The sequence below is a fragment of the Mongoliitalea lutea genome (assembly GCF_014652135.1).
GTDB lineage: Bacteria > Bacteroidota > Bacteroidia > Cytophagales > Cyclobacteriaceae > Mongoliitalea > Mongoliitalea lutea.
On sequence record NZ_BMYF01000001.1, the window covers coordinates 302,517 to 315,461 of the forward strand.

Sequence of the window (12,945 nt, forward strand, 5' to 3'; positions counted from 1 at the left end):
TTCCACGGAGCTTTTCTTACTTTTAGTTAAAATTCATCAACAATCACATGGCAAAATTTTTAAAAATCAGCATTCCAATCATCATCTTGGTGCTTGCAGCATTGATTTATTGGAGATATTTCTTCGTTTTTGGCGAAGGAGTCAAAGGTGGCACACTCAATTATTTTGAGAAAAAAGGCTTTGTATTCAAAACCTGGGAAGGTAGATTGGTCCAAGAAGGCTTCCAAAGTCCCACAGCAGGTGCCCTTCAAAGCAATGAATTCCGATTCAGCGCCTTAGGAGATGAGGTAGCTAACCAGCTTGAGCGTGCAAGTGGTCGATTTGTAGAAGTTCGCTACAAAGAATACCTCAATGCACTTCCTTGGAGAGGCGCTTCCAAATATGTTATTTATGAGGTTGTGGAAGTTGGCGAACGAGAAGGTGGGGGCAATCGGGATATTCCAACGAACAACAATTAGTACCTTTATTGTCACAAAGAGAAGTTTACGAAGCAGAAGATTTTACAAAATTTGGTTTTCTGCGTTTGTGTATTTTTCTTTGTGACAGATTCTTTATCTGATTTATAAAGAAGAGGCGAGAGAACAGGCTCTGTGAACCTCTGGCAACCACTCCAAGCGAAGGAAAAGGTGCCAAAACCTGCCCAAATGGGAACTATAAATTAGCAACTATGTACACAACTAATTCCTTTCTTCAATTTGCTTACCTCAGACGAACATATCTGTCTTTGATTTTTTTTATAAATCCTATTTTAAACTTATTCCCTTTATCACCCCTATCCATCTCCTTTTTGTCAGTTTCAAAAAACTTGACAGAAATAGATTTATTCGATTCCTAATTAAAAGATTAATACTACCTATATGTCCAATTTCGAAACAAACGCTATCAGAAATATCCCAGGAAACCCACATCAGCGGGAACACTCTACCCCAATTGCGCTGACCTCTTCATTTACTTTTGAAAGTGCTGAGGAAGCGAGACAAATGTTTGCTGATGAAATTGATGGAAATATTTACTCCCGCTACTCCAATCCTAACACAGCAGAGTTGATCCACAAACTATGCGTAGCTGAAGGTACAGAAGCTGGAATCGCTACGGCTTCGGGCATGGCCGCCATGTTTGGTTCAATCGCTTCCATCTTACAGCAGGGAGATCATATTTTGGCTGCGCGCTCCTTATTTGGTTCTACGCATCAATTGTTGACCCGAATCTTTCCTAAATGGGGAATAACCTCTACTTATGGAGATATTTCTGATTATCAAAACTGGGATAAGTTAGTGCAGCCAACTACCAAAATGCTTTTTTTAGAAACTCCATCCAATCCAGGCTTGGAGATCATAGATTTGGAATGGGCTGGAAAGTTTGCCGCTGCACATAACCTGATCTTGGTGGTTGACAATTGCTTTGCGACGCCATACTTACAACAACCTGCTAAATGGGGAGCCCATATTGTCACACATTCAGCAACAAAATTCATCGATGGACAAGGAAGAGTCTTGGGTGGGTTGATTTTGGGGACCAAGGAATTGATGGATGAAGTGACCTACTTTACAAGGCACACTGGACCTTCCATGTCTCCTTTCAATGCGTGGGTATTGGCAAAAAGTATGGAGACTTTAGCTGTGAGAATGGACCGGCATTGCAATAATGCTTTAGCCGTGGCTTCATACTTCCAAGACAGCAAGGATGTGGAGTTTGTCAAATACCCATTTCTCCCTAGCCATCCACAATATGAGCTAGCTAAAAAGCAAATGAAACTCGGGGGTGGCATTCTCACACTCAATCTGCATGGTGGCTTGGCAAGAGCCCAACGATTTATTGATCACTTGCAGATGATCTCTATCACTCCTAATCTAGGAGATAGCAGAAGTATTGTCACCCATCCCGCCTCCACTACCCATAGCAAACTCAGTTCCGAAGAGCGGGCACGTGTAAGCATTACGGATGGGTTGGTTAGGATTTCGGTGGGTCTGGAGCATCAGGATGATATCATTGCTGATATAGAGCGGGCCTTGGAGAAGTCAAGGTTGTAGGAGATAGTTATTCTACCGCTAAATAAGTTGAGAGGCGAGAGATTAGATGCGAGAGATTAGACTTGCATGTTGCAAGCAGGTGCGAGATAAAGAGACAGAATCCGCTGTCCGAGATTTGCAATCTCGGACTGTAGATGATGGGGATTTGCAATCCCCTTTGAGCAATTGTCTTCAGCACCTCAACTTGGTATAAACCTCGTCTTCAACATAAAATCTTACCAAGTGAATGACCCTTATCCTTACTAAAGGATGGAAAAGCTTTGTGCTTTTTTATGGATTACATCGTAAAAATTTGAGATTGAAAACGATAACCCTAGTGGGATTGCAAATCCCACTTTATCTGTTTCCCGAAATTGCAAATTTCGAGAAGCTTTCTTGCTATCCAGCTGTCCGAGATTTGCAATCTCGGACTGTAGATAATGGGGCTTTGCAATCCCCTTTGAGCAATTGTCTTCAACACCTCAACTTGGTACAAGCCTCGTCTTCAACATAAATCTCACCAAGTAATAAGCACTTAACCTTAAGACGGATGGAGAAATCTTGTACTTCTTAGTGAAAAAAATTATAAATATTTGAATTTAAATACGATAACCCTAGTGGGATTGCAAATCCCAATTTATCTGTTTCCCGAAATTGCAAATTTCGAGAAGCTTCCTTGCTGTCCAGCTGTCCGAGATTTGTAATCTCGGACTGTAGATAATGGGGATTTGCAATCCCCTTCGGGAAATAGTCTTCAGCACCTCAACTTGGTATAAACCTCGTTTTCTACATAAAATCTTACCAAGTAATTGGTGCTTATCCTCAATGAAGGATGGAGGAGCCTTGTGTTTTCTAGTGAAAATGATCATGAAATTTTGACTTTAAACACGATATAAAAAAAATTTCGGACAAGGGTGTAGCGGATTGTGCTTTTCTTACGTCCTAGCTACAATCAGAATATTGACAGATGAAAAATCAAATCAAGCTTCTACTCTTAGGCTGGTTTTTATTAACCAGTTCCTGCGAATTGTTTCACCGCAATGACCCTTTGATCTGCACTTTAGACGCGGCATTTTGTAATCCTTTATTACAAGATGATAAAAATAAGGTTGGTATACCCGTGGATGCATTTTTGGGGAGCTTGCCATCTAATTTATCCGAACAAGAGATTATTGAGCAACTATTGGAGTGGATAATTTGCAAAACCTGCGTTGCCTCCATTGATTTTTCCTGTGTTTCTTGTTTGTATTCAATGCCACCTCAAAGCAGAATAGGATTTTCAATCACAAAAAATGGGCAAACACAATCCTTAGCACTTGATGTCCTTATGAGTGAACAGCCTAGGTTTGTGAGAGTGTTTGAGTTACCTGACTAAACTGCGCATAATTATCTTTGAGCAAGAAACAAAAAAACCTAGAAGACTTAAAATCTCCTAGGCTTGTGAGGTATATAATTTTCAATCGTATAATTACGCTTCTTTTCGGAAGGATTTGTACGCATTAATCAACCCATTCGTAGAAGCATCATGGCTTGTCACAGCTTCCTCTGATTCCAATTCTGGAAGAATAGCATTAGCAAGTACTTTTCCTAACTCGACTCCCCACTGATCAAAGCTATAGATATTCCAGATGACTCCCTGCACAAAGATCTTGTGCTCATACATTGCAATCAATTGTCCTAAGGTATATGGAGTAATTTTCTTCACCAAAATGGAATTGGTTGGTCTATTGCCTTCGAAAACTCGATGTGGGGCTATTTTTTCAATAGCTTCTGCTGATTTCCCAGCTTTTTCCATCTCTGACTTCACTTCTTCCAAAGATTTCCCATTCATCAAGGCTTCAGTTTGAGCAAAGAAATTGGAAAGTAACTTGGGATGATGATCCCCTACAGGATTATGAGAAATAGCAGGAGCAATAAAATCACAAGGAATCAGATGCGTACCCTGATGAATCAACTGATAGAATGCATGTTGGCCATTCGTCCCAGGTTCACCCCAGATAATCGGACCAGTTGCATAATTCACCTTTCCTCCATCACGGGCTACATATTTCCCATTGGACTCCATATTTCCTTGTTGAAAATACGCTGCGAATCGATGCAAATATTGATCATAAGGTAAAATAGCCTCTGAAGTAGCTCCTAAGAAATTGGTATTCCATAAGCCTACTAATGCCAATATCACAGGAATATTCTCTTCAAATTCAGCTGTTCTAAAATGCTGATCCATAGAATGAGCCCCAGCTAACAATGCTTCAAAATTATCAAAGCCAATGGCACAGGCAATAGGTAAACCAATAGCTGACCATAGTGAATACCTACCTCCTACCCAATCCCAGAAGGCAAACATATTTGCTGTATCAATACCAAAAGCTGCAACAGCCTGTGCATTGGTAGACAAAGCCACAAAGTGTTTCGCAACAGCAGCTTCATCCTGTGCATGCGCTAAAAACCAACGTCTTGCCGAGTGGGCATTGGTCATGGTTTCTTGAGTAGTGAAGGTTTTTGAGGCAATAAAAAACAAGGTAGTCTCAGGGTCCACTTGCTTTAATGTTTCGGCAATATGGGTACCATCTACATTTGAAACAAAATAGATGGATAGATCTGCATGCTGATAAGGCTTTAATGCCTCTGTAACCATTACAGGACCTAAATCAGAACCTCCGATGCCAATATTGACCAAATGCTTAATAGGCTTTCCAGTGTAACCCAACCATTCTCCTTGCTGAATTTGATCTGCAAAAGACTTCATTTGAGCCAATACCCCGTTGATGGCAGGCATCACATCTTCTCCATCAACAAATACGGGAGTGTTAGAGCGATTTCTTAGCGCTGTATGTAAAACCGCCCGGCCCTCTGTTCCATTGATCGTTTGGCCAGTAAACATCGCTTCAATTGCTTCTTGCAAGCCACACTCTGAAGCGAGGTTTAGCAATTGTTGCTTCACATCATCAGAAACCCGGTTTTTGGAATAGTCCACTAAAACATCCTCGAATTGAATGGAATATTTTTGAAAGCGGTCAGAATCAGCGAATAAGTTTTTTATTTGAATAGTGTTAAACTCCTCGGAAAGATCCGTTAATGATTTCCACGCGTGTGTACTAGTCGGATTAATTGCCTTCATGCATCTGTAGGTTTAATAGGATAAACCACAAAGTTAAAATTATTCTTGAATCTCTTTAGAATGCATAGCCAAAACCTACACCTACCCATAATGGCCAAAACCCATTATGATTGAAAAGGGGGGTAAGATTTGCTCGGAAGGTGAAACCTCCATCCACAGGAACTCTTCTATAGCCTAAATTGAACACCCCCATAAAAGCGGGCGTATTTCCCGATGGAAGGATGAAATCAAATTCTTTGTAGGTAGTAGTTCCACCTCCATTCCAATCTTCCCAGGTATCTCTGTAATAAATGAAAGTGGTTCCAAATCCCATTTCAAAAAAATGTGTTTCCCTACCATAAAGTCTATTCAACATGATTGGCATAGTCAACAAGCCTTCTGAGGAATTACTCCAAGTTCTATTTCTTCTAGACCATCCTCCGGCACCAATCCTCATCCCCCAGGAATTAATGTCATTTTTATCGAAACGAAAATCGTAATTAAAGGAATATGCCAAACCAGCACCTCCCAATTCCACATAAAAAGCTTGAGATCCATTTGATTCTTGGGCCTTAGCTGTGACAGCCATTACCATAAAAAGGCATGTCAGCAAAATTAAATTTTTCATCATTAGTCAGGGTTTATGAACCATCAAATCTGAGAATAATTCCATAAACCACCAACTAATATGTTAAAATTATTTCGCAGGCAAAACTTTTGAAGAAACTTCTCCAAAACCAATGCGTATTCCTTCTTTTTCACAAAAGCCTTTCATGATGACAGTATCTCCGTCCTCAATAAACTTACGCTCTACTCCTTCTTCCAAGGTCAAAGGTTTGGTGCCTTTCCAGGCAAGTTCTAACATGGAACCAAAGCTATCTGGAGTAGAACCGGAAATAGTCCCAGATGCCATCATATCTCCCACATTGACATTACAACCATTGATTGTATGATGCGCTAATTGCTGGGCAATATTCCAATACATGTACTTAAAGTTGGACGTACATACTTTGCTGGCAGTACTTTCTTCCGGTTGGATAAAAACTTCTAGTTGAATATCAAATGCATGGTCAGCTTCACAGGCCAAATATGGTAACACGGGAACATCTTGTTCCGGACCTTTGACACGGAAATGCTCCAAAGCTTCCATCGTCACCACCCAAGGTGAAATGCTGGATGCAAAGCTCTTACCTAAAAATGGACCTAATGGCACATACTCCCAAGCCTGAATATCTCTGGCAGACCAATCATTAAATAAAACCATTCCAAAAATATGGTCCTCCGCTTGATCAGTAGAAACGGAATCACCCATTTTAGTGGTTTTACCCACGATAAAGGCCATTTCCAATTCAAAATCCAAACGTCTACTTGGGCCAAATTCAGGAACTTCCATGTTAGGATCCTTGTATTGACCTTTTGGTCTATAAATAGGTACTCCCGATGGAATAATAGAGGATGCACGACCGTGGTAACCGACAGGTAAATGTTTCCAGTTTGGCAGCAATGCATTATTAGGGTCCCGGAACATCGTTCCTACGTTGGTTGCATGTTCGATGCTACTGTAAAAATCTGTGTAATCCCCAACCTTTACAGGCATGAGCATTTGAGCCTCAGTACGGTTAACCATTGCTTTACCTCTGCACGTATGTTCTTTCAAAGCATCATTCGTATCCAGCAATAATTCCTGTACTTTTTCCCGGACTCTCCTAGTCACAGGTTTTCCAAGTGCGATAAAATCATTTAAGGCATCTCTCAAAAAGATATCATGCGGAAGTTGGGTCAAATCAGCAAAAAAACCCTCCTCGTGTAAGACAGACAAATCCACAATCTTATCACCAATGGCTATACCCACGCGGGCTGAAAGGCGCTTGCTTTGAAAGATACCAAATGGCAAATTGTAAATGGTAAAATCAGAGTTTTTAGGCACAGAAACCCATGAGTGTAAGGTAGGTAAATCTTGGTTTGTCATCTTGTTAAATGATTTTGGAGCTGCAAATGTAAGGAATATTGCTTGAAAAGGGAAAGCCGCTCTTTGAATCACTGAGCGGCTTTACTTATCTACCTAAGTATCAAATGGAAGGAATGATTCCATCAAACCCTCTAAACCCAATACTTATCCTTTCCCTTTTGATCAGGTAACCTACGTTAAAACACTATGATCGAATACCTAGAATGTCAAAAACAAAGGCATATTCCCTTGCTAACTCTTTTAAGCTTTCAAAACGTCCACTTGCCCCACCATGACCTGCATCCATATTAGTGTAAAGAAACACGTGATTGCTATCAGTTTTTAACGTCCGCAATTTAGCTACCCATTTGGCAGGCTCCCAATATTGTACTTGGGAATCATGTAATCCTGTAGTAGCCAAGATATGAGGATAGGCTTTTGCTTCTACATTATCGTAAGGGGAATAGGATAGCATGTACTCATACTCCTCCTGAATATTGGGATTCCCCCATTCTAACCACTCAAAGGTGGTCAAAGGGATACTCTCATCCATCATCGTGGTAACCACATCCACAAAAGCTACGGCTGCAATAATCCCTCTGTACATTTCCGGAGCCATATTCACCACAGCTCCCATCAATAGGCCCCCTGCACTTCCACCCGAAGCAAACAACTTATCCTTGGCGACATATCCATTCTCCTGCAACCATCGGGAACAATCAATAAAATCATAGAAGGTATTTTTCTTATGCATCATTTTTCCTTCCTCATACCAATGCCCCCCCATCTCTTGACCTCCCCGGATATGAGCAATGGCAAATACAAACCCTCTATCCAACAAACTCAAGCGAGGCCTGCTGAATGTTGGATCCGTAGAATAGCCATAAGAACCATAAGAATAAATCCAACCAGGCATGGATCCGTCTTTTTTAAACTTGTCTTTGCGGTATACCAGGGACATAGGTACTAATTTACCATCTCTTGCAGGCACCATGATTCGCTCTGTTTGGTAATTACTTTTATCAAAATCTCCCAAAACAGGCATTTCTTTCTTCAATTCCCGCTCCTGAGTCCGCATATTGTAATCAAAAATCGAAGCAGGCGTTGTGAGTGATGTATAGTCAAATCGAAGAATTTCCGTATCAAAGGCAGGATTGTAATTGATCCCAGCAGCATACGCTGGTTCATCGAATGCCAAGAAATGCTCTCCCCCTCCATCCATTTGGATAATTCGAATTCTCGTCAAACCTTCCACCGTTTCTTGGGCTACCATGAAGTCTTTAAAAAATTCCACTGTTTCCAAAAAGATATCCTTCCGATGTGGTAACACATCTTTCCAAGAATCCGCAGAAGGATTTTGTACAGTGCATTGACATAATTTATAATTCACTGCATCCTTATTGGTATGAATGTAAAAAAGATCACCGCCGGCATGGTCTACATCATATTGTACATTATCCTGCAGAGGCTCGATGATTGTTGGTGCAGATGGAGCATTTGCATCAATATATAAGGAATAAGAAGCATCCGTCCTACCAGAAGAAATGATGATGTAATCCTTGGATTTGGTCTTTCCAATACCACAATTAAGGGTCGCATCATCTTCTTGAAAAACAAGCTCATCTTGAGACGGGTCGGTTCCTAAAAAATGTCTTTTGATCTGAAAATTCCGAAGGGTCTGCTTATCCGGTATGGCGTAGTAAAAAGACTGATTATCATTGGTCCAAGCGGTTGAACTTCTGATATCCATAATTTGCTCGGGAAAAAACGCTCCGGTCTCTAAATTTTTTATCTTAACCTGATAGAGATTTCTCCCCTGCGTATCCATAATGATGGCCATCACTTGGTGGTTGGGACTTACTGAAACAAAGAAATTCAAAAATGCCTGATCCTTTCCTAACTCATTTCCATCGACCAAGATTTCCTCTTCCGCTTCCAAAGAGTCTTTTTTACGTGCATAAATTGGATACTCACCCCCTTCTACAAATCGGGTGTAATAGAAGTAGTTATCAATTTTTGCAGGAACTGAGGAATCATCCTCTTTGACTCTAGCCCTCATTTCCTTGAACAGTTGCTCTTGAAAAGATTTCGTATGTCCCAGCATTTGTTCAAAATACGCATTCTCTTGATTCAAGTAATCGATGACTTCGGGGTTCTCTCGATCATTTAACCAATAATAATTGTCCGTACGAACATGTCCATGTTTGGCATGAATGTCGAATGGTTTGATTGCTGCTTGTGGTGCGGGTATACTTGGGTAGATAAATTCGTTTGTTGACATCAGCTTTATTTAAAATGTATGAAAGCTCAAAATTACACGAAGACCCAGAATTCTCTTTGATTTTTCCTCACTTTAAAACGGAATAAAAAAAGCCACCTCAACGAGATGGCCTTTGGCATTAAAATAAACCCAAACATTAACCTGCTACTGTAAAGTACAGCAGCTTAATTTTTCCAGTCCGATTGAATATCTCAGAGGACATCGCAGCGGACAATTTATTTCCTTCTATTTTTTCAAGAATCAGCGAATTTTCACCAATCACCTGAATCAAGTTCTTGGAACCTTTGACATATTTCACAGGAACCTGACAATACGTAAAGCCCAAACTGTCTTTTTCTAAGGGCAATACTTTAAACTCTCCGTTCAAGTCTAGGTAGGAAAACTCTTGAGGCGTTTTCAACCACTCATGAGCTGCCAAGAACGTAGGATTCAACTGAATACAACCGTCCACTACACCAACTCCCAATTCGGCCCAGCGATTCAGGATATCTTCTTTCACTTGCCCGGTCATTCCCGGCTGTTGTGCCCCTCTATGCGAAGGGGTATGACTGTAAGGATCTGTTGGAATGGCGCCATAGACAGTTGGTGTTTTATTGATCCCAATTCCTGCCCGTATTTCATAGTAATTATCAATTAGTTTTCCTCGAACCACAGGATCCATTGGTGTATCCTCCGCTAGGATTTCACTTACAGCCAACAAAAGCTTGGAAACCATGTGCCAGTAAATGCTCCCCAATCCTTCAAAGGCAAAGAAAGTACCCGATCTTCCTGTAAAGGCTTTATGATTGAACACGCTTTCATAAATCCCTTCTACTTCTTCCAAGACCTCGTCTGTCGTTGATGGGTAGTCAGCTTTGACTGCATCATAAATTGTACGGAGTGCTTTTACATTGTTAAATTCACTATTGAAGAAGCAATTACCCTGTGCATCCTGATCAATGATGCGGGTATCTCCTTTCGCAATCATTGCAGCTAACAATGGATTTTTCTGTACAGTAGTAGTCGGCACACTACTTTTTCCTAAAAAGCCTGCCAACGTTCGGTTTGGATATAGCAAATAACTATATTGATCTTCTCGGTAAATGGCACTCTTCTTCATTTGCTCCAATAGCTCTACAGCTTCAGAAGCTTCCAAATAACCGGAAGAAAGAATACTTACCTGTCCTTCCAACATCTCATATAGATAATCTACCTGAATTGCACCTTTTTTGCAATCAATCAAATTGTATGCATGATAAAGCCCATCCTCTCGCTTGTTGTGCTCAATGGATTTGCGAAGATATTCTTTGGTAAGCTTCAGGATTGCTACTAATTGGTCCGTAGAAACACTTGATTTTTTCTCTGACAATCCTGCATAAGTTTGCTCCCGATAGCGCTCAGACAGCAATCCCAATGCTTTCACAAAAGCATACCGTGTATTGGCATCAAAACCTTGGTTAAGTTGTCCCTCATGTGATTTTAAGACTTCGTACATTCCCTGCATCCAAGCTTCTACTTCCTCATGGAATTGAATCTCCCCACTTAATTCTTCTTGAATCCAAGTTTCCATAAACTTGGTAAATCGGTACATATAGTACAAAGTTACCATGGATGTTCCATTGCCAACCAAGGCATTATTGGCATCGTTCCACTCGGGACGCTGCGTATTCATCCAAATACCTGCATCTGGCACTAGGTTACCCAATTTGGTTAACCAAGGAATGAAGAGCTTTTCCAAGAAACTACTTTTCAGGATAGTCCCGTTTTTCGCAGGAACTAGTTTTCCATCTCCACCCATACTTGCAAAGCGTTGCTGTATGCGATGCTCTAATGCTTCGTCAAAAATTACCGTATCCTGAGAATCTTTAACAATTTCCTCAAATGATCGAATGCGGTAAGGCACGTTTGCAAAGACAAACCATTCTTTTGGTGCTAACTCTTTAAAGGATAAAACTTGATGTTTTTTGGCTAGCTCCAAAAGTTTCAAAAGATAAATTATTTGGTGATCTCCCCAGTACCCAATGTAAGACCATGGATCATCTGGCTCAATCACTTCCCAATCTACCCCATTACAGGAAATCCGGTAAGGATTGTATCCATCCATCGTGGATGCATTCAAAAACTTACAAATCATCCCTTCCAAAAACTGTGGAAACGAGACTGCCAAGGCCTCCCAGTTTTGGAAAATATCTCTCCAGTTACCGGCATAAGCCCTACGCTTGGAACCATCCGGATTTTTCAAGTCAATGCTAAACTTATTCCATGGCCTACTTGGGTCCCCATGCCTTCTACTAAAGCTTAATGGCAAATACTCCATGCAAACCCGGATCAAATCAGAGGAACCAATAGCCTTTGCTTTGGATATCAAGGCCTGATAATTCTCTCGTGCTACTAAAGAATCAAAAAATGCAGCATGATCCTGCATTAAAGGTTTGTTGATTTCTTTGACATAATGCAAGAAATCCTGCTTATCTACGGAATAGTCATCTTCAAAAATCCCCCCACGCATGACGTTAAACAAGACATTGGAGTAGTGTCGGCTAACAGATGCCTGATCTGCCGTCAGCTGCAAGCCATCAGATTTTGCTACAATTTTCTTAAGCTCCTCAGTTCCTTTGGCCAAGTCTGCATGCAAGATCGGTAAGATTAAATCTTTGGCTTTCGTCAGCTCAGCGATCAAATTATGAACCTGAGCTGGAGTTTGGTCAATATCCAAGCAGAAGAACCATTCCTTTTTCTCTTGGGAAGCTAAACCCAACGAGGCTTTGATTCCATAAGAGCCAATAGTTCCTTTGATATCTTTTTCAGTTTCAATGGATTTTCCTATTGCAAATGCATGGGTCTGTAAAGAAGACAAGAACACCGCATCAGCAACTATACCCGTGTGCCAAGCAACAGTTGCTTTTAAGGCTTCACTTGGTTCAGCTCTATCCACAATTAAGGAACTCAATGCAAATACACCTAGTCCTGTGCCTTCATGCAATTCATTGCGTTTGTAGGCATTCCCTAGATTACTGCGTTGTTGCTGCAAGGCAGAAGATATACCAAATGGCATCAAATCCTGCACAAGGTCCATCACTTCAAGGGTAATTTCTTTATCAGTAAGATTAAGTAGCTGACTCTTTTTTACAAAACCGTACTTAGAAGAAAACTGCCAGGTATAGGTAAAGCTCAAACCTAGATCATGATTGATTTCTTCAAAAACAACTTCATTTCCCCATTGACTTTTATACAGATTCTGCTCCAATGCATATACTCCAGCATAGTCTTTAGAAAATGGCTTCCATAAGATTAACTCTTCACCTGCATGGACACGAATTAAGGTCAATGAACCTACTTTTCCCTCAGCTTCTAAAATTTTATCATCCGTGCTGTATGGAAAAAGCGCATGCTCTTCATTTTTTCTACCGGCTGTTAAGGCGCCATTAGATCCGATAAACATCCAATGCTCATCATGACTTACAATGGACATAAAGAAAGGGTCCATTCGATTGACATGACCAACTTTATAGTACAATTCACCATTTCTTTTTACGAAGGAACCGGTGACTTCTTGATCTGAAAAATTCAGCGATGAACTTCCAATTTTTACCCGGTGGGTTTGAGGTTTGGTCATACGTAGTTTGGG

At 40.7% G+C, this 12,945-nt stretch carries 8 protein-coding genes and 1 riboswitch; of the genes, 3 read left to right on the forward strand and 5 right to left on the reverse strand.

Annotation, left to right across the window (positions count from 1 at the left end; translation table 11 throughout):
* Positions 1 to 47 precede the first annotated feature (47 nt).
* The 3 genes from IE080_RS01280 to IE080_RS01290 all read left to right on the forward strand — a co-directional run bounded on the left by IE080_RS01280 (position 48) and on the right by IE080_RS01290 (position 3,384).
* On the forward strand, positions 48 to 458 hold the full coding sequence (locus IE080_RS01280) for a hypothetical protein (protein ID WP_189578598.1): 411 nt from the start codon (positions 48 to 50) through the stop codon (positions 456 to 458).
* 99 nt (positions 459 to 557) lie between these two features.
* Positions 558 to 660, forward strand: a riboswitch (SAM riboswitch).
* Between the two features lie 197 nt (positions 661 to 857).
* Positions 858 to 2,030 carry a trans-sulfuration enzyme family protein gene (locus IE080_RS01285; RefSeq protein WP_189578600.1) on the forward strand — a complete coding sequence of 391 codons (1,173 nt, stop codon included), beginning with the start codon at positions 858 to 860 and terminating at the stop codon, positions 2,028 to 2,030.
* A gap of 946 nt (positions 2,031 to 2,976) precedes the next feature.
* On the forward strand, positions 2,977 to 3,384 hold the full coding sequence (locus IE080_RS01290; protein WP_189578602.1) for a hypothetical protein: 408 nt from the start codon (positions 2,977 to 2,979) through the stop codon (positions 3,382 to 3,384).
* 93 nt (positions 3,385 to 3,477) lie between these two features.
* On the opposite strand, the gene pgi is transcribed toward IE080_RS01290, so the two are convergent.
* The 5 genes from pgi to IE080_RS01315 form a co-directional block, all read right to left on the reverse strand.
* Complete coding sequence (gene pgi, locus IE080_RS01295; RefSeq protein ID WP_189578604.1) at positions 3,478 to 5,130, reverse strand: glucose-6-phosphate isomerase; 1,653 nt, start codon at positions 5,128 to 5,130, stop codon at positions 3,478 to 3,480.
* A gap of 55 nt (positions 5,131 to 5,185) precedes the next feature.
* A complete protein-coding gene (locus IE080_RS01300; protein ID WP_229800445.1) occupies positions 5,186 to 5,737 on the reverse strand; it encodes a hypothetical protein in 552 nt (183 codons plus the stop codon).
* Between the two features lie 69 nt (positions 5,738 to 5,806).
* The gene (gene fahA, locus IE080_RS01305) at positions 5,807 to 7,078 is read right to left on the reverse strand and encodes a fumarylacetoacetase (RefSeq protein WP_189578606.1); all 1,272 of its coding nucleotides are present in this window, start codon (positions 7,076 to 7,078) and stop codon (positions 5,807 to 5,809) included.
* Between the two features lie 184 nt (positions 7,079 to 7,262).
* Positions 7,263 to 9,338, reverse strand: coding sequence for a S9 family peptidase (locus tag IE080_RS01310; RefSeq protein ID WP_189578608.1), 2,076 nt, complete (start codon positions 9,336 to 9,338; stop codon positions 7,263 to 7,265).
* Between the two features lie 136 nt (positions 9,339 to 9,474).
* Positions 9,475 to 12,933: a 1,3-beta-D-glucan phosphorylase, GH149 family gene (locus IE080_RS01315; RefSeq protein WP_189578609.1), complete on the reverse strand. Its 3,459-nt coding sequence runs from the start codon at positions 12,931 to 12,933 to the stop codon at positions 9,475 to 9,477.
* Positions 12,934 to 12,945: the final 12 nt, after the last annotated feature.

What these genes read in the sequence shown, in the direction of transcription:
- IE080_RS01300 (WP_229800445.1), bottom strand. Translation starts at nt 5,737, where the DNA reads ATGAAAAATTTAATTTTGCTGACATGCCTTTTTATGGTAATGGCTGTC.
- IE080_RS01290 (WP_189578602.1), top strand. Translation starts at nt 2,977, where the DNA reads ATGAAAAATCAAATCAAGCTTCTACTCTTAGGCTGGTTTTTATTAACC.
- fahA (WP_189578606.1), bottom strand. Translation starts at nt 7,078, where the DNA reads ATGACAAACCAAGATTTACCTACCTTACACTCATGGGTTTCTGTGCCT.
- IE080_RS01315 (WP_189578609.1), bottom strand. Translation starts at nt 12,933, where the DNA reads ATGACCAAACCTCAAACCCACCGGGTAAAAATTGGAAGTTCATCGCTG.
- IE080_RS01310 (WP_189578608.1), bottom strand. Translation starts at nt 9,338, where the DNA reads ATGTCAACAAACGAATTTATCTACCCAAGTATACCCGCACCACAAGCA.
- IE080_RS01285 (WP_189578600.1), top strand. Translation starts at nt 858, where the DNA reads ATGTCCAATTTCGAAACAAACGCTATCAGAAATATCCCAGGAAACCCA.
- pgi (WP_189578604.1), bottom strand. Translation starts at nt 5,130, where the DNA reads ATGAAGGCAATTAATCCGACTAGTACACACGCGTGGAAATCATTAACG.
- IE080_RS01280 (WP_189578598.1), top strand. Translation starts at nt 48, where the DNA reads ATGGCAAAATTTTTAAAAATCAGCATTCCAATCATCATCTTGGTGCTT.